Origin of the sequence: Enterobacter sp. 342 (assembly GCF_036663495.1) — a bacterium.
Taxonomy (GTDB): domain Bacteria; phylum Pseudomonadota; class Gammaproteobacteria; order Enterobacterales; family Enterobacteriaceae; genus Enterobacter.
Genome location: NZ_JAWUEI010000009.1, coordinates 91,877 through 108,187 on the forward strand (window position 1 = coordinate 91,877; position 16,311 = coordinate 108,187).

Below are 16,311 nucleotides of genomic sequence, written 5' to 3' on the forward strand. Positions count from 1 at the left end.
TATGCACGAAAATCAACAACCACAGACCGAGGCTTTTGAGCTGAGTGAAGCAGAGCGTGCCGCCATTGAGCACGAGATGCACCACTACGAAGACCCGCGTGCGGCGTCCATTGAAGCGCTGAAAATCGTACAGAAACAGCGTGGCTGGGTGCCGGATGGGGCGATCTATGAGATCGCAAAAGTGCTGGGTATTCCGGCCAGTGACGTAGAAGGCGTAGCCACGTTCTACAGCCAGATCTTCCGTCAGCCGGTAGGCCGCCATGTGATCCGCTACTGTGACAGTGTTGTTTGTCACATTACCGGTTACCAGGGCATTCAGGCAGCGATTGAGAACAAGCTCAATATCAAGCCTGGCCAGACCACGTTCGATGGTCGCTTTACTCTGCTGCCAACCTGCTGCCTGGGTAACTGCGACAAGGGGCCGACCATGATGATTGATGAGGACACTCACAGCCATCTGACGCCGGAAGCCATTCCTGACCTGCTGGAGCAGTACAAATGAAAACGGTAATTCGTACTGCTGAGACCCATCCGCTGACCTGGCGTCTGCGTGATGATAAACAGCCGGTATGGCTCGACGAATATCAGAGCAAAAACGGCTATGCCGGTGCGCGTAAAGCCCTGGGTGGCATGGCACCGGACGATATCGTTAACGCGGTAAAAGATTCCGGCCTGAAGGGGCGCGGTGGTGCAGGTTTCTCCACGGGTCTGAAGTGGAGCCTGATGCCAAAAGACGAATCCATGAACATCCGTTATCTGCTGTGTAACGCCGATGAAATGGAGCCGGGTACCTATAAAGACCGTCTGTTGATGGAACAACTGCCGCACCTGCTGGTGGAAGGTATGTTGATCTCCGCGTTCGCGCTGAAAGCATACCGTGGTTACATCTTCCTGCGTGGTGAGTACATCGAAGCGGCAGAAAACCTGCGTCGCGCGATTGCCGAAGCCACCGAAGCGGGTCTGCTCGGTAAAAATATTCTGGGCACCGGTTTTGACTTCGAACTGTTCGTGCACACCGGTGCCGGGCGTTATATCTGCGGTGAAGAAACCGCGCTGATTAACTCCCTGGAAGGTCGTCGTGCGAACCCGCGTTCCAAGCCACCGTTCCCGGCAAGCTCCGGTGTATGGGGTAAACCGACCTGCGTAAACAACGTCGAAACCCTGTGTAACGTTCCGGCTATCCTCGCCAACGGTGTGGAGTGGTATCAGGGCATCTCTTCAAGCAAAGATGCCGGTACCAAGCTGATGGGCTTCTCCGGTCGCGTGAAGAACCCAGGCGTCTGGGAACTGCCGTTCGGTACGACCGCGCGTGAAATTCTTGAAGACTATGCTGGCGGTATGCGTGATGGCCTGAAATTCAAAGCCTGGCAGCCGGGGGGGGCAGGGACAGACTTCCTGACTGAGGCCCACCTTGATCTGCCAATGGAATTCGAAAGCATTGGTAAAGCAGGCAGCCGTCTGGGTACGGCGCTGGCGATGGCAGTCGACCACGAGATCGGCATGGTATCGCTGGTACGTAACCTGGAAGAGTTCTTCGCCCGTGAGTCCTGCGGCTGGTGTACACCGTGCCGTGATGGTCTGCCGTGGAGCGTGAAGATCCTGCGTGCTATAGAGCGTGGCGAAGGCCAGCCGGGTGATATCGAGACACTTGAGCAACTGTGTCGATTCTTAGGCCCAGGCAAAACCTTCTGTGCCCACGCACCGGGTGCCGTCGAGCCACTGCAGAGCGCGATTAAATATTTCCGCGACGAATTCGAAGCAGGCATCAAGCAGCCGTTCAGTAATACCCATGCCATCAATGGGATTCAGCCGAACCTGCTGAAAGCGCGCTGGTAAAGACAGAATTTTGATTAACGCTCGGTTTCGACCGAGCCAACTGGAAGCATGCTAATGGCTACGATTCATGTAGACGGCAAAGAATATGAGGTCAACGGGGCGGACAACCTGCTGGAAGCTTGTCTGTCGCTCGGCCTTGATATTCCGTACTTTTGCTGGCATCCGGCGCTGGGCAGCGTCGGTGCTTGCCGCCAGTGTGCGGTGAAGCAATATCAAAACGCGGAAGACACGCGTGGTCGCCTGGTGATGTCCTGTATGACGCCAGCCACCGAAGGCACCTTTATTTCGATTGATGACGAAGAAGCCAAACAGTTCCGCGAAAGCGTTGTGGAATGGTTGATGACCAACCACCCGCACGACTGTCCGGTCTGTGAAGAGGGCGGTAACTGCCACCTTCAGGATATGACCGTAATGACCGGTCACAGTTTCCGTCGCTATCGCTTTACCAAGCGTACCCACCGTAACCAGGACCTGGGGCCGTTCATCTCTCACGAAATGAACCGCTGCATTGCCTGCTACCGCTGCGTGCGTTACTACAAAGACTACGCAGACGGCCAGGATCTGGGCGTATATGGTGCGCATGACAACGTTTACTTCGGTCGTCCGGAAGACGGTACGCTTGAAAGCGAATTCTCCGGTAACCTGGTAGAAATCTGCCCGACCGGCGTATTCACCGATAAAACGCACTCCGAGCGCTACAACCGTAAATGGGACATGCAGTTTGCACCAAGCATCTGCCAGCAGTGTTCTCTCGGCTGTAACACCAGCCCGGGTGAACGCTACGGCGAACTGCGTCGTATCGAAAACCGTTATAACGGTACCGTTAACCACTACTTCCTGTGCGACCGCGGTCGTTTCGGCTATGGCTATGTGAACCTGAAAGACCGTCCGCGTCAGCCGGTTCAGCGCCGTGGCGACGACTTCATCACCCTGAATGCTGAACAGGCGATGCAGGGCGCGGCAGATATTCTGCGCCAGTCAAAGAAAGTGATCGGTATCGGTTCCCCGCGCGCCAGCATTGAAAGCAACTTCGCGCTGCGTGAACTGGTTGGGGCGGAAAACTTCTACACCGGTATTGCCCAGGGCGAGCAGGAACGTCTGCAACTGGTCCTGAAAGTGCTGCGTGAAGGTGGTATTCATACCCCTGCGCTGCGCGAAATCGAATCTTATGATGCAGTTCTGGTGCTGGGTGAAGATTTGACTCAGACCGGCGCTCGCGCGGCTCTGGCAGTTCGCCAGGCGGTGAAAGGGAAAGCACGTGAAATGGCAGCAGCACAGAAAGTGGCTGACTGGCAGATTGCTGCAATCCTGAACATCGGTCAGCGCGCGAAACATCCTCTGTTTGTGACTAACGTCGACAACACCCGTCTGGATGATATCGCGGCGTGGACCTACTGCGCCCCGGTTGAAGATCAGGCCCGTCTTGGCTTCGCGATTGCACACGCTCTGGACAACAACTCTCCAGCCGTTGAACTGGATCGTGACCTGCAAAACAAGGTCGACGTGATTGTTCAGGCGCTGGCGGGTGCGAAGAAACCTCTGATCATTTCTGGTACTAACGCCGGAAGCGCGGAGATCATTCAGGCGGCAGCGAACGTTGCCAAAGCCCTGAAAGGCCGCGGTGCTGACGTTGGTGTGACCATGATTGCCCGTGCGGTCAACAGCATTGGTCTGGGGATGATTGGTGGCGGTTCGCTGGAAGCTGCATTGGGCGAACTGGAAACCGGTGCCGCTGACGCCGTTGTGGTGCTGGAAAACGACCTGCATCGCCATGCTTCTGCCGCACGCGTTGACGCCGCGCTCTCCAAAGCGCCGCTGGTGATGGTAATTGACCATCAGCGTACGGCGATTATGGATAAAGCGCACCTGGTCCTCTCTGCGGCAAGCTTCGCAGAAAGCGACGGTACCGTTATCAACAATGAAGGCCGCGCACAGCGTTTCTTCCAGGTTTACGACCCGGCGTACTACGACAGCAACACTGTGATGCTGGAAAGCTGGCGCTGGCTGCACTCCCTGCACAGCACCGTGCAGAGCCGTGAAGTGGACTGGACGCAGCTCGACCACGTTATCGACGCGGTTGTTGAAAAACTGCCTCAACTGGCAGGCATTAAAGATGCTGCCCCTGAAGCGAGCTTCCGCATTCGTGGCCAGAAACTGGCGCGTGAACCGCACCGTTACAGTGGCCGTACCGCAATGCGCGCCAACATCAGCGTGCACGAACCGCGTCAGCCTCAGGATAAAGACACTATGTTCGCCTTCTCAATGGAAGGGAACAACCAGCCGTCTGCACCGCGTTCGCAGATCCCATTCGCCTGGGCACCAGGCTGGAACTCCCCGCAGGCATGGAACAAGTTCCAGGCGGAAGTGGGTGGTTCTCTGCGTCACGGCGACCCTGGTGTGCGTCTGATCGAAGCCTCCGAAACCGGTCTGGACTTCTTCACGACTGTTCCGGCGAGCTTCCAGGCTCAGGAAGGGAACTGGCGTATCGCGCCGTACTACCATCTGTTTGGTAGCGACGAGCTGTCCCAGCGCTCTCCGGTATTCCAGCAACGTATGCCGCAGCCATACATCAAGCTCAACCCGGCGGATGCCGCGAAGCTTGGCGTTAATGCTGGCGCGAACATCGCCTTTAGCTACGACGGTCAGACAATCAGCCTGCCGCTGATTATCTCTGAAGGCCTGACAGCAGGGCAGGTGGGTCTGCCAATGGGTATGTCTGGGATTGCGCCGGTACTGGCGGGTGCGCGTCTTGATAATCTGCAGGAGGCAAAAGCATGAGTTGGTTAACGCCGGATCTTATCGACATCCTGCTGAGCATTCTGAAAGCGATTGTTATCCTGCTGGTGGTTGTCACCTGTGGCGCGTTCATGAGCTTTGGTGAACGTCGTCTGCTCGGTCTGTTCCAGAACCGTTACGGACCGAACCGCGTGGGCTGGGGTGGTTCACTCCAGCTGGTTGCGGACATGATCAAGATGTTCTTTAAAGAGGACTGGATCCCGCGCTTCTCCGACCGCGTGATCTTTACTCTGGCACCGATGATCGCCTTCACCTCGTTGCTGCTGGCGTTTGCCATCGTTCCTGTCAGCCCGACCTGGGTTGTGGCTGACCTGAACATTGGCATTCTGTTCTTCCTGATGATGGCAGGGCTCGCGGTTTACGCGGTCCTGTTCGCAGGCTGGTCCAGTAACAACAAATACTCGCTGCTGGGTGCGATGCGTGCTTCCGCGCAAACGCTGAGCTACGAAGTGTTCCTGGGTCTCTCCCTGATGGGCGTGGTGGCGCAGGCCGGTTCATTTAATATGACCGACATCGTCAACAACCAGGCTGACATCTGGAACGTTATCCCGCAGTTCTTTGGTTTTATTACCTTTGCTATCGCGGGCGTGGCGGTGTGTCACCGTCACCCGTTTGACCAGCCAGAAGCCGAACAGGAACTGGCCGACGGTTACCACATTGAATATTCCGGTATGAAATTCGGTCTGTTCTTCGTGGGCGAGTACATCGGTATTGTCACCATTTCCGCGTTGATGGTAACGCTGTTCTTTGGTGGCTGGCATGGCCCGTTCTTACCGCCGTTCATCTGGTTCGCGCTGAAAACCGCGTTCTTCATGATGATGTTCATTTTGATTCGCGCAGCGTTACCTCGTCCGCGTTATGACCAGGTAATGTCCTTCGGCTGGAAAGTGTGCCTGCCGCTGACGCTCGTCAACTTGTTGGTAACGGCGGCTGTCATTCTCTGGCAGCAGCCATAAGGGGCTATAGACCATGACCTTAAAAGAATTACTGGTAGGCTTCGGTACCCAGGTACGCAGTATCTGGATGATCGGCCTGCACGCGTTTGCGAAACGCGAAACCCGGATGTACCCGGAAGAACCGGTATATCTGCCGCCGCGCTACCGTGGTCGTATCGTGCTGACGCGCGATCCGGACGGTTCCGAGCGCTGCGTTGCCTGTAACCTGTGTGCGGTAGCGTGTCCGGTAGGCTGTATCTCTCTGCAAAAAGCAGAGACGGTAGATGGCCGCTGGTATCCTGAGTTCTTCCGCATCAACTTCTCACGCTGCATCTTCTGTGGTCTGTGTGAAGAAGCGTGCCCAACCACGGCGATTCAGCTGACTCCAGACTTCGAACTGGGTGAGTACAAACGTCAGGATCTGGTGTACGAGAAAGAGGATCTGCTGATTTCCGGTCCGGGCAAATACCCGGAATATAACTTCTACCGGATGGCGGGTATGGCAATCGACGGCAAAGATAAGGGCGAAGCAGAGAACGAAGCTAAGCCTATCGACGTCAAGAGCCTGTTACCGTAAGGAGAGGGCAATGGAATTCGCTTTTTATATCTGTGGCCTTATCGCCATCCTGGCTACGCTGCGAGTGATCACGCACACCAACCCGGTGCATGCACTGCTGTACTTAATCATTTCGCTGCTGGCCATTTCCGGGGTGTTCTTTGCATTGGGCGCGCACTTCGCCGGTGCACTGGAAATCATCGTCTACGCCGGGGCCATTATGGTTCTGTTCGTGTTCGTGGTGATGATGCTGAACCTGGGCGGCTCTGAAATTGAGCAGGAACGTCAGTGGTTAAAACCGCAGGTGTGGATTGGCCCGGCAATTTTGTCGGCCATCATGCTGGTGGTGATTGTTTACGCCATTCTGGGTGTTAACGATCAGGGCATCGACGGCACGCCGATCAGCGCGAAAGAGGTCGGCATTACACTCTTTGGCCCATACGTTCTGGCGGTGGAACTGGCGTCGATGCTGCTGCTGGCTGGTCTGGTTGTTGCCTTCCACGTTGGCCGCGAAGAGCGTGCTGGCGAGGTGCTGAGTAACCGCACTGACGACCGCGCGAAAAGAAAAACGGAGGAGCGCGCATGATCCCCTTAACACATGGACTGATCCTCGCTGCGATTTTATTCGTTCTGGGTCTGACCGGTCTGGTTATCCGCCGCAATCTGCTGTTTATGCTGATCGGCCTGGAAATCATGATTAACGCCTCCGCGCTGGCCTTCGTGGTCGCCGGAAGCTACTGGGGCCAGACCGATGGTCAGGTGATGTACATTCTCGCCATCAGCCTCGCGGCTGCCGAAGCGAGTATTGGCCTGGCGCTGTTACTGCAGCTCCATCGTCGCCGCCAGAACCTGAACATCGATTCAGTAAGTGAGTTGCGTGGATGAACATGCTTGCCTTAACCATTATTTTTCCGCTGATTGGCTTCGTGCTGCTGGCGTTTTCTCGTGGCCGCTGGTCTGAGAATCTGTCTGCGACCGTAGGCATTGGCTCTATCGGTCTGGCTGCGCTGGTGACGGCGTACGCGGGTATCGACTTCTTCAATAACGGACGTCAGCCTTTCAGCGTACCGCTGTGGACCTGGATGTCGGTCGGTGATTTCAACATCGGTTTCAACCTGGTGCTGGATGGTCTCTCGCTGACCATGCTCTCCGTGGTGACCGGTGTGGGCTTCCTGATCCACATGTTCGCCTCCTGGTATATGCGCGGTGAAGAGGGTTACTCCCGCTTCTTCGCCTACACCAACCTGTTTATCGCCAGCATGGTGGTTCTGGTGCTGGCCGATAACCTGCTGCTGATGTATCTGGGCTGGGAAGGTGTGGGTCTGTGTTCTTACCTGCTGATCGGTTTCTACTACACCGATCCGAAGAATGGCGCAGCGGCGATGAAAGCGTTCATCGTGACCCGTGTGGGTGACGTGTTCCTCGCTTTCGCGCTGTTCATTCTTTACAACGAATTGGGCACGCTGAACTTCCGCGAAATGGTGGAACTGGCGCCGGCGCACTTCGCTGCAGGCAACAACATGCTGTGGTGGGCAACGCTGATGCTGCTGGGTGGTGCTGTAGGTAAATCCGCACAGCTGCCGTTGCAAACATGGCTGGCCGACGCGATGGCGGGTCCAACCCCTGTCTCCGCGCTGATCCACGCTGCGACCATGGTTACCGCTGGTGTTTACCTGATTGCACGTACCCACGGCCTGTTCCTGATGACCCCGGAAATTCTGCATCTGGTGGGTATCGTCGGTGCGGTTACGCTGGTGCTGGCAGGCTTTGCCGCGCTGGTGCAGACCGACATCAAACGCGTTCTCGCGTACTCCACCATGAGCCAGATTGGTTACATGTTCCTGGCGCTGGGTGTTCAGGCGTGGGACGCAGCCATTTTCCACCTGATGACGCACGCGTTCTTTAAAGCGCTGCTGTTCCTCTCATCCGGTTCCGTGATCCTGGCCTGCCACCACGAGCAGAACATCTTCAAGATGGGCGGACTGCGTAAGTCCATCCCGCTGGTATATGTTTGCTTCCTGGTGGGCGGCGCGGCGCTGGCGGCACTGCCGCTGATCACCGCGGGCTTCTTCAGTAAGGACGAAATCCTTGCGGGTGCCATGGCGAATGGTCATATCAATCTGATGGTTGCAGGTCTGGTCGGTGCGTTCATGACCTCCCTGTATACCTTCCGTATGATTTTCATCGTATTCCACGGTAAAGAACAAATTCACGCTCACGCAGGGAAGGGGATTACCCATCACCTGCCGCTGATTGTGCTGCTGGTACTCTCCACCTTCGTTGGCGCAATGATTGTGCCACCGCTGCAGGGCGTACTGCCGGACACCACCGAGCTTGAGCACGGTCGCGTTCTGACGCTTGAAATCACCTCCGGTGTGGTCGCTATCGCGGGCATCCTGATCGCTGCATGGCTGTGGCTGGGTAAACGTACGCTGGTGACGTCTGTTGCCAACAGTGCGCCTGGCCGTCTGCTGGGCACCTGGTGGTACAACGCATGGGGCTTCGACTGGCTGTACGATATGATTTTCGTCAAACCGTTCCTGGGTGTTGCGTGGCTGGTGAAACGCGATCCACTGAACAGCATGATGAATATCCCGGCGATCCTTTCCCGCTTTGCAGGTAAAGGCCTGCTGTTCAGCGAGAACGGTTACCTGCGCTGGTATGTGGCGTCCATGAGCATCGGTGCGGTTGTCGTGCTGGCGCTGCTGATGGTGTTGCGTTGATCGTTAAGTGAATTTTATTCGAATTCGTTGAAAATCAGGCCCCTGCTGGGGGCCTTTAAAAGGAATGTAAATCGCCATGTTACTACCCTGGCTAATATTAATTCCCTTCATCGGCGGCTTCCTGTGCTGGCAGACTGAACGCTTTGGCGTGAAGATGCCGCGCTGGATCGCGCTGATCACCATGGGATTGACGCTCGCGCTTGGTCTGCAACTGTGGTTGCAGGGTGGCTACTCTCTGACCCAGTCTGCGGGTATTCCGCAGTGGCAGTCTGAGTTTATCCTGCCGTGGATCCCACGTTTCGGCATTACGATCCACCTGGCCATCGACGGTCTGTCGCTGCTGATGGTGGTGCTGACCGGTCTGCTCGGCGTTCTGGCGGTACTTTGCTCCTGGCGAGAAATCGAAAAATACCAGGGCTTCTTCCACCTGAACCTGATGTGGATCCTGGGCGGCGTTATCGGCGTGTTCCTTGCCATCGACATGTTCCTGTTCTTCTTCTTCTGGGAGATGATGTTGGTGCCGATGTACTTCCTGATCGCGCTGTGGGGCCACAAGGCGTCCGACGGTAAAACGCGTATCACGGCGGCAACCAAGTTCTTCATCTATACCCAGGCGAGTGGTCTGGTGATGTTGATTGCCATTCTGGCGCTGGTGTTTGTTCACCACGAAGCGACCGGAGTCTGGACGTTCAACTATGAAGACCTGCTGAAGACGCCAATGTCTCACGGTGTTGAATACCTGCTGATGCTGGGCTTCTTCATCGCCTTCGCGGTAAAAATGCCTGTAGTTCCGCTGCACGGCTGGCTGCCAGACGCGCACTCCCAGGCACCAACGGCGGGTTCCGTTGACCTGGCGGGCATCTTGCTGAAAACCGCCGCCTATGGTCTGCTGCGTTTCGCGCTGCCGCTGTTCCCGAATGCGTCCGCTGAGTTCGCGCCAATTGCCATGTGGCTGGGTGTGATCGGTATCTTCTACGGTGCCTGGATGGCCTTCACGCAGTACGACATTAAGCGTCTGATTGCTTACACCTCCGTTTCCCACATGGGCTTCGTACTGATTGCTATCTACACTGGCAGTCAGCTCGCATACCAGGGTGCGGTGATCCAGATGATTGCGCACGGTCTGTCCGCAGCCGGCCTCTTCATCCTGTGTGGTCAGCTGTACGAACGTCTGCACACTCGCGATATGCGTATGATGGGCGGTCTGTGGAGCAAAATTAAATGGCTGCCAGCGCTGTCCATGTTCTTCGCGGTGGCTACTCTGGGTATGCCTGGCACCGGTAACTTCGTCGGCGAATTTATGATTCTGTTCGGCAGCTTCAAAGTGGTTCCGGTCATTACCGTGGTTTCGACTTTCGGTCTGGTGTTCGCTTCCGTTTACTCGCTGGCGATGCTGCACCGTGCCTACTTCGGTAAAGCGAAGAGCGAAATTGCTGCACAAGAACTGCCGGGGATGTCGCTGCGTGAGCTGTTCATCATCCTGCTGCTGGTCGTACTGCTGGTGCTGTTGGGCTTCTATCCGCAGCCGATTCTGGATACCTCGCATTCCGCGATGGGCAATATCCAGCAGTGGTTTGTTAATTCTGCTTCTACTACAAGGCCGTAATTCGCCATGACAATAACTCCACAACAACTGATCGCGCTGCTACCGCTGCTGATCGTCGGATTGACGGTGGTGGTTGTGATGCTCTCCATTGCGTGGCGACGCAATCACTTCCTGAATGCGACCCTGTCCGTTCTGGGTCTGAACGCTGCGTTGGTTTCCCTCTGGTTTGTTGGCCAGGCGGGCGCGATGGATGTCACCCCGCTGATGCGCGTTGACGGCTATGCCATGCTGTACACGGGTCTGGTTCTGCTGGCGAGCCTGGCAACCTGTACCTTTGCGTATCCGTGGCTTGAAGGCTACAACGACAACAAAGAAGAGTTTTACCTGCTGGTACTGATTGCCGCACTGGGCGGCATTCTGCTGGCGAATGCGAACCACCTGGCCGCGCTGTTCCTCGGTATTGAGCTGATCTCTCTGCCGCTGTTCGGTCTGATTGGTTATGCCTTCCGCCAGAAGCGCTCACTGGAAGCGAGTATCAAGTACACCATTCTGTCTGCTGCTGCGTCGTCCTTCCTGCTGTTCGGTATCGCGCTGCTGTATGCACAGTCTGGTAACCTCTCCTTCGTTGCGCTCGGCAAGAGCCTCGGCGACGGCATGCTGCATGAGCCGCTGCTGCTGGCGGGTCTGGGCATGATGATTGTGGGCCTCGGCTTCAAACTGTCTCTGGTTCCGTTCCACCTGTGGACGCCAGACGTATACCAGGGTGCTCCGGCACCGGTTTCCACCTTCCTGGCGACAGCGAGCAAAATCGCTATCTTCGGTGTGGTCATGCGTCTGTTCCTGTATGCACCGGTGGGTGATAGTGAAGCGGTTCGCGTTGTGCTCGGCATTATTGCGTTCGTATCCATCATCTTCGGTAACCTGATGGCGCTGAGCCAGACCAATATCAAACGTCTGCTGGGCTACTCGTCTATCTCCCATCTGGGTTACCTGCTGGTGGCACTGATTGCGCTGCAGAGCGGTGAGATGTCGATGGAAACAGTGGGCGTATATCTGGCAGGTTATCTGTTCAGCAGCCTCGGCGCGTTCGGTGTGGTGAGTCTGATGTCCAGCCCATACCGTGGCCCGGATGCGGATTCACTGTTCTCCTACCGTGGTCTGTTCTGGCACCGTCCGATTCTCTCTGCCGTGATGACAGTGATGATGCTCTCTCTGGCGGGTATCCCGATGACACTGGGCTTTATCGGTAAGTTCTACGTGCTGGCCGTCGGTGTGCAGGCGCACCTGTGGTGGCTGACTGCGGGCGTGGTTATCGGCTCTGCAATCGGTCTGTATTACTACCTGCGTGTGGCGGTGAGTCTGTATCTGAGTGCCCCTCAGCAACTCAACCGTGATGCCCCAACCAACTGGCAGTACAGTGCCGGTGGTATTGTGGTACTCATCTCCGCGCTGCTGGTGCTGATCTTTGGTATCTATCCGCAGCCGCTGATTGATATCGTGCAGCATGCGATGCCACTGATGTAAAAACAAAAAACCCGCCTCGGCGGGTTTTTTTATTGCCCAGCGGCGCTACGCTTGCAGGGCCTACGGGTTTTGTAGGTCGGGTAAGCGAAGCGCCACCCGACTAAGCCAGCTGCTTCCTGCTAATCAATGGCCCATCAATCTTCTTCATCGAACGATCCAGCACTTCCTCAATCACCGATGACAGCTCGTTCAGTTCAAATTTCGCCACATACCCGTCAGCTTTCACTTTACGAATATGATCTTCGTTGGCGTTACCAGAAAGCGACGAGTGGATCACCACCGGAATATCTTTCAGTACCGGGTCGGTTTTGATTTTGCGCGTCAGCGTAAAACCGTCCATCTCTGGCATTTCGAGGTCGGTCAGCACCAGGGCAATTTTATCAGTGATCGGGACCCCTTCCGCCTGCGCCTGAGCAGCGAGAACGCCAATTTTTTCCCACGCATCTTTACCGGTGATATGTAGCTGCGCCGGGATCTCCATCGCCTGCAAACCTTTTTCCAGCATGGAGCGTGCGACTTTGGAATCTTCCGCGACAATTGCGACAGCACCCGGCTTGATATGGAATTTTGTGGTTTGCAGATTAGTGGCGTGCAGATCGTGGTTAGCTGGGGTGATGTCATACAGAATCTGCTCAACGTCGAGCACCATCGCCAGTTCGTTGGTATCAGTTTTCTCGTCCAGGCAGGCGATACTGGTGATGTAACGTCCGCTGACTGCGGTTTCCGCCGCGTGTACCTGTTTCCAGTCGAGGCGCATGATGTTCTCAACGGATTCCACGGCAAACGCCTGCACGCTGCGGGCATATTCTGTGATCAGCAGGATGTTGAGCCCCGTTGTCGGTTTACAACCCGCTACGGCGGCCAGGTCAATCACCGGAATCACCTGATCGCGAATATTTACCATACCCATCAGCGGTGATTTCATCCCGGCGGGTTTCGTGAACTCTGGCATCGGCACAATTTCACGCAACTTGAAAACGTTAATACCAAAAAGCTCTGATTTGTTTTCGTTCAGAGACGTGCCCAGCCGGAATAACAACAGTTCAAAACGGTTCGACAGGGTCAGATTCGCCCTGTCATCAATATCTTTCTGGAAATTATCCATTCTACCCTCGAGAGAAATGCTGACCTTTTAATCGTTATCGGCATCCTGAGGGAAAAATGAAGGACTAAACGCTGACTTGAGTGAAATCTTCTGCCAGCTCACATTTCGGGAACACTGCGCGGCACTCTGCCAGCAGGCCTTCACATCCCCGAGCATCGTAGCGCGAGCTAACATGAGTAACGATCAGTTTCCCGACGCCTGCGTCACGGGCAAGTTGTGCCGCCTGGCGCGTTGAGCTATGCCCACGGCTGTTGGCTTTCTCTTCCATGGCCGTTTCAAGCGTTGCTTCATGTACCATGACATCCACGTCATGAGCCAGTTTCAATGCTGTCGGGCAGGGGGCGGTGTCGCCAAAAATTGCCAGTTTTTTGCCGGGTTGGGGGGCCGCGAGATAATCCTGACCGTTAATCACACGTCCATCCTCCAGCGTGACCGTCTCTCCCTGCTTCAGACGTTGGAACAGCGGCCCGGCCTTTACCCCCGCGGCAATTAACGCGGCGGCATCCAGTGCACCGGGTTTGTCATGCGCTTCAATGCGGTAACCATAGCACTCTACGGGGTGGTTAAGAGGGTGAGCGGTGACGACATAATCCTCATCATCGAAAACCAGCCCGCCGGTGATCTCAACCACCTCCAGCGGATAATCAGTCCAGGACCCACTGAGGCGTAGTGTGGTTTCAACAAATTCCCGGATACCCGCAGGCCCGTAAATCGTCAGCGGATTAGCGTTCCCGGCCATTGAACGGCTGCACAGCAGACCAGGAAGGCCAAACAGATGGTCACCATGCAGATGAGTGATAAAAATTTTATCCAGCTTGCCTGGGTGATAAGCGGTATGTAACAGCTGATGCTGTGTCCCTTCACCACAGTCAAACAGCCATAGCCCACCTCGGGTTGGGTGTTTAAGATCCAGCAGAATCGCGGTCACATTTCGTGAGCGAGTTGGCACGCCAGCGGACGTACCCAGAAAAATCAGTTCCATAACGCAATCAGCCCTTTGCCGAACGGGGAGGGGTTTAGTATAACGTGATGAACCCCAGGAAGGAGACTGACATGATCCAGTGGCAAGATTTACACCATAGCGAGCTCACCGTTAATTCACTGTATGCACTGCTCAAACTGCGCTGCGAAGTGTTTGTGGTAGAACAGACCTGCCCGTATCAGGATATTGATGGTGATGACCTGGTAGGAGAAAACCGCCACATCCTCGGCTGGCGTAATAATGAACTGGTGGCGTATGCGAGGATTCTGAAAAGCGAAGACGATTTCGAGCCTGTGGTGATTGGTCGCGTCATCATAAGTGGTAACGCGCGCGGTGAAAAACTGGGCTATCAGCTGATGGAAAAAACGCTGGAGGCGTGCCAGAAACAGTGGCCGGACAAGGCGTTATACCTGGGCGCGCAGGCGCACCTGCAATCTTTCTACGGCTATTTTGGCTTCACGCCGGTCACTGACGTATATGACGAAGACGGTATTCCGCACATTGGCATGGCGCGGGAGGCGAAGCAGGCGTAATGGGTCGTCGTTGGCTATAGTTAGCGGACTGGTGTACTAACATGGAGAAAAATATGTCATTTCAATCCTGGGATACCCGTATCGATGACGACCTGACGTTATTGAGAGAAACGCTGGAAGAAGTATTACGTTCGTCGGGCGACCCTGCCGATCAGAAATATATTGAGCTGAAAGAACGTGCAGAACAGGCGCTACATGACGTTAAAAACCGCGTCAGCCATGCGTCCGACACGTACTACTACCGCGCCAAAAAGGCGGTTTATCGTGCCGATGACTACGTTCACGAAAAACCGTGGAGAGGCATTGGTGTGGGCGCAGCTGTCGGGTTAGTGTTTGGGCTGCTTCTGGCTCGGCGTTAATTTTATGTTTAACGCTTAACCACTCCCTATACGTGGGTACTGCTATTTATAGCCAGTACCCCGTATAATATGAGGTTTCAACAGGGAGAGGTTCGCGTGAATTCGATTTTCCTCGCGCTGGAGCATCTGCGTAGTCAGCTTACGCAAGCGTTACCTGCAACACCCGGTTTACGTCACTTCGACGTCACTTTCCCGTTAAACGACGCTTTCGATCCGCTTGCCTGGCTTGGCGCGCAGCAGTGCTATCCCCAGTTTTACTGGCAACAGCGTAATGGTGATGAGGAACTGGCTGCTCTGGGGGCTGTCACCCAATTCTCCTCGCTGTCGTTAGCCTCGCAGTTTTTGCGTGAGCAGAATGCGGCAAATGATACCCGTATCTGCGGCCTGAATGCGTTTAACCCGGAGCAGGGCAGTCTCTTTTTACCTCGCCTGCTCTGGCGACGTTCCGCCGGAAATGCCACGTTGCGCCTGCAACTGTGGAGCGATGTCTCTCTTCAGAACGATGCCCGCATCGCGTTGGATTTTCTGCAGCAACTCCATGCCGCCAGACTTATCCGCCCGCTGTCTGTGCAGGTTGAGCGCGAAACCCATCATCCGCAAAAGCAGGAATGGCTGGAGCTTATCCGCAAGGCAACAGAGACTATCGCGCGCGGTGAATTTGAAAAGGTGGTCCTCGCCAGGGCAACCGATCTGCAGTTTAAACAGCGCGTTAACCCTGTCGCACTGATGGCCGCCAGCCGCGCCCTGAATTTAAATTGCTATCATTTTTGCATGGTTTTCGACGCCAGCAATGCGTTTCTCGGCTCAACGCCCGAGCGTCTCTGGCGGCGGCGGGGAAAATTGCTTCGTACCGAAGCGCTGGCGGGCACGGTCGCCAGTCATGTTGATGATAAACAAGCCCAGCGTCTGGGCGAATGGCTGCTGAATGATGATAAAAACCAACGCGAAAATATGTTGGTAGTGGAAGATATCTGTCAGCGCCTTCAGCACTTTACCCAGACGCTTGATGTGTTGCCTGCTCAGGTTGTGCGTCTGCGCAAAGTGCAACATTTGCGCCGCTGTATCTGGACCGAACTGAAACAGGCCAGTGATGAGCAGTGTTTGCATATTCTGCAGCCTACGGCGGCTGTTGCCGGGTTGCCGCGTCAACCTGCACGGGCGTTTATCGAGAATGTAGAACCCTTTAACCGCGAGTGGTACGCCGGGTCGGCCGGGTATTTATCACCCGAACAAAGCGAGTTCTGCGTGGCGTTGCGCTCTGCACGTGTCCAGGATGACGCCCTGCGGCTGTACGCCGGAGCCGGAATTGTCAGCGGGTCTGACCCGGAGCAGGAGTGGCAGGAGATAGAAAACAAAGCCGCAGGGTTGCGTTCTCTGCTCCTTAGGGATTAATACTGATTCGTGCATTCCCGATTC

15 protein-coding genes are annotated in these 16,311 nt (G+C 55.6%); 13 read left to right on the forward strand and 2 right to left on the reverse strand.

From position 1 onward, the window contains the following. Position 1 precedes the first annotated feature (1 nt). The 10 genes from nuoE (at position 2) to nuoN (ending at position 11,916) form a co-directional block, all read left to right on the forward strand. Positions 2 to 502 carry an NADH-quinone oxidoreductase subunit NuoE gene (gene nuoE, locus V6E55_RS09775; RefSeq protein WP_316942716.1) on the forward strand — a complete coding sequence of 167 codons (501 nt, stop codon included), beginning with the start codon at positions 2 to 4 and terminating at the stop codon, positions 500 to 502. Further along, entirely contained in the window at positions 499 to 1,836 is a 1,338-nt protein-coding gene (nuoF, locus tag V6E55_RS09780) for an NADH-quinone oxidoreductase subunit NuoF (RefSeq protein ID WP_023312536.1), read from the forward strand. The genes nuoE and nuoF overlap by 4 nt, the downstream gene beginning before the upstream one ends. Before the next feature lie 54 nt (positions 1,837 to 1,890). Next, positions 1,891 to 4,614 (forward strand): NADH-quinone oxidoreductase subunit NuoG, encoded by a 2,724-nt coding sequence (gene nuoG, locus V6E55_RS09785; protein WP_316942717.1) that lies wholly within the window; start codon positions 1,891 to 1,893, stop codon positions 4,612 to 4,614. Then, positions 4,611 to 5,588 carry an NADH-quinone oxidoreductase subunit NuoH gene (gene nuoH / locus V6E55_RS09790; protein ID WP_008500211.1) on the forward strand — a complete coding sequence of 326 codons (978 nt, stop codon included), beginning with the start codon at positions 4,611 to 4,613 and terminating at the stop codon, positions 5,586 to 5,588. Before nuoG ends, nuoH begins: the two co-directional genes overlap by 4 nt. A gap of 13 nt (positions 5,589 to 5,601) precedes the next feature. After that, a complete protein-coding gene (gene nuoI, locus V6E55_RS09795) occupies positions 5,602 to 6,144 on the forward strand; it encodes an NADH-quinone oxidoreductase subunit NuoI (protein WP_003861491.1) in 543 nt (180 codons plus the stop codon). Between the two features lie 10 nt (positions 6,145 to 6,154). Next, positions 6,155 to 6,709 carry an NADH-quinone oxidoreductase subunit J gene (nuoJ, locus tag V6E55_RS09800; protein WP_047346614.1) on the forward strand — a complete coding sequence of 185 codons (555 nt, stop codon included), beginning with the start codon at positions 6,155 to 6,157 and terminating at the stop codon, positions 6,707 to 6,709. After that, positions 6,706 to 7,008, forward strand: coding sequence for an NADH-quinone oxidoreductase subunit NuoK (gene nuoK / locus V6E55_RS09805; RefSeq protein ID WP_003861496.1), 303 nt, complete (start codon positions 6,706 to 6,708; stop codon positions 7,006 to 7,008). The genes nuoJ and nuoK overlap by 4 nt, the downstream gene beginning before the upstream one ends. Further along, on the forward strand, positions 7,005 to 8,846 hold the full coding sequence (gene nuoL, locus V6E55_RS09810; RefSeq protein ID WP_028016247.1) for an NADH-quinone oxidoreductase subunit L: 1,842 nt from the start codon (positions 7,005 to 7,007) through the stop codon (positions 8,844 to 8,846). The genes nuoK and nuoL overlap by 4 nt, the downstream gene beginning before the upstream one ends. A 76-nt stretch (positions 8,847 to 8,922) precedes the next feature. After that, on the forward strand, positions 8,923 to 10,452 hold the full coding sequence (gene nuoM, locus V6E55_RS09815) for an NADH-quinone oxidoreductase subunit M (RefSeq protein ID WP_316942718.1): 1,530 nt from the start codon (positions 8,923 to 8,925) through the stop codon (positions 10,450 to 10,452). Between the two features lie 6 nt (positions 10,453 to 10,458). Next, the gene (nuoN, locus tag V6E55_RS09820) at positions 10,459 to 11,916 is read left to right on the forward strand and encodes an NADH-quinone oxidoreductase subunit NuoN (RefSeq protein WP_114977649.1); all 1,458 of its coding nucleotides are present in this window, start codon (positions 10,459 to 10,461) and stop codon (positions 11,914 to 11,916) included. A 100-nt stretch (positions 11,917 to 12,016) separates the two neighbouring features. On the opposite strand, the gene V6E55_RS09825 is transcribed toward nuoN, so the two are convergent. Both V6E55_RS09825 and rbn read right to left on the reverse strand, forming a co-directional pair. Continuing rightward, positions 12,017 to 13,021, reverse strand: a complete 1,005-nt coding sequence (locus V6E55_RS09825) for a chemotaxis protein (protein WP_108090827.1) — start codon at positions 13,019 to 13,021, stop codon at positions 12,017 to 12,019. A 64-nt stretch (positions 13,022 to 13,085) separates the two neighbouring features. After that, the gene (rbn, locus tag V6E55_RS09830; RefSeq protein WP_316942719.1) at positions 13,086 to 14,003 is read right to left on the reverse strand and encodes a ribonuclease BN; all 918 of its coding nucleotides are present in this window, start codon (positions 14,001 to 14,003) and stop codon (positions 13,086 to 13,088) included. Between the two features lie 71 nt (positions 14,004 to 14,074). Between rbn and V6E55_RS09835 the strand changes: the two genes are divergently transcribed. The 3 genes from V6E55_RS09835 to menF all read left to right on the forward strand — a co-directional run bounded on the left by V6E55_RS09835 (position 14,075) and on the right by menF (position 16,287). Next, positions 14,075 to 14,536: a GNAT family N-acetyltransferase gene (locus V6E55_RS09835; RefSeq protein ID WP_316942721.1), complete on the forward strand. Its 462-nt coding sequence runs from the start codon at positions 14,075 to 14,077 to the stop codon at positions 14,534 to 14,536. Between the two features lie 53 nt (positions 14,537 to 14,589). Beyond that, positions 14,590 to 14,895 carry a stress response protein ElaB gene (gene elaB, locus V6E55_RS09840; RefSeq protein WP_236919688.1) on the forward strand — a complete coding sequence of 102 codons (306 nt, stop codon included), beginning with the start codon at positions 14,590 to 14,592 and terminating at the stop codon, positions 14,893 to 14,895. Between the two features lie 96 nt (positions 14,896 to 14,991). Beyond that, the gene (gene menF / locus V6E55_RS09845) at positions 14,992 to 16,287 is read left to right on the forward strand and encodes an isochorismate synthase MenF (RefSeq protein ID WP_316942722.1); all 1,296 of its coding nucleotides are present in this window, start codon (positions 14,992 to 14,994) and stop codon (positions 16,285 to 16,287) included. Positions 16,288 to 16,311: the final 24 nt, after the last annotated feature.

What these genes read in the sequence shown, in the direction of transcription:
- nuoE (WP_316942716.1), top strand. Translation starts at nt 2, where the DNA reads ATGCACGAAAATCAACAACCACAGACCGAGGCTTTTGAGCTGAGTGAA.
- elaB (WP_236919688.1), top strand. Translation starts at nt 14,590, where the DNA reads ATGTCATTTCAATCCTGGGATACCCGTATCGATGACGACCTGACGTTA.
- nuoI (WP_003861491.1), top strand. Translation starts at nt 5,602, where the DNA reads ATGACCTTAAAAGAATTACTGGTAGGCTTCGGTACCCAGGTACGCAGT.
- V6E55_RS09825 (WP_108090827.1), bottom strand. Translation starts at nt 13,021, where the DNA reads ATGGATAATTTCCAGAAAGATATTGATGACAGGGCGAATCTGACCCTG.
- nuoG (WP_316942717.1), top strand. Translation starts at nt 1,891, where the DNA reads ATGGCTACGATTCATGTAGACGGCAAAGAATATGAGGTCAACGGGGCG.
- nuoL (WP_028016247.1), top strand. Translation starts at nt 7,005, where the DNA reads ATGAACATGCTTGCCTTAACCATTATTTTTCCGCTGATTGGCTTCGTG.
- rbn (WP_316942719.1), bottom strand. Translation starts at nt 14,003, where the DNA reads ATGGAACTGATTTTTCTGGGTACGTCCGCTGGCGTGCCAACTCGCTCA.
- nuoF (WP_023312536.1), top strand. Translation starts at nt 499, where the DNA reads ATGAAAACGGTAATTCGTACTGCTGAGACCCATCCGCTGACCTGGCGT.
- V6E55_RS09835 (WP_316942721.1), top strand. Translation starts at nt 14,075, where the DNA reads ATGATCCAGTGGCAAGATTTACACCATAGCGAGCTCACCGTTAATTCA.
- nuoK (WP_003861496.1), top strand. Translation starts at nt 6,706, where the DNA reads ATGATCCCCTTAACACATGGACTGATCCTCGCTGCGATTTTATTCGTT.
- nuoM (WP_316942718.1), top strand. Translation starts at nt 8,923, where the DNA reads ATGTTACTACCCTGGCTAATATTAATTCCCTTCATCGGCGGCTTCCTG.
- nuoH (WP_008500211.1), top strand. Translation starts at nt 4,611, where the DNA reads ATGAGTTGGTTAACGCCGGATCTTATCGACATCCTGCTGAGCATTCTG.
- nuoJ (WP_047346614.1), top strand. Translation starts at nt 6,155, where the DNA reads ATGGAATTCGCTTTTTATATCTGTGGCCTTATCGCCATCCTGGCTACG.
- nuoN (WP_114977649.1), top strand. Translation starts at nt 10,459, where the DNA reads ATGACAATAACTCCACAACAACTGATCGCGCTGCTACCGCTGCTGATC.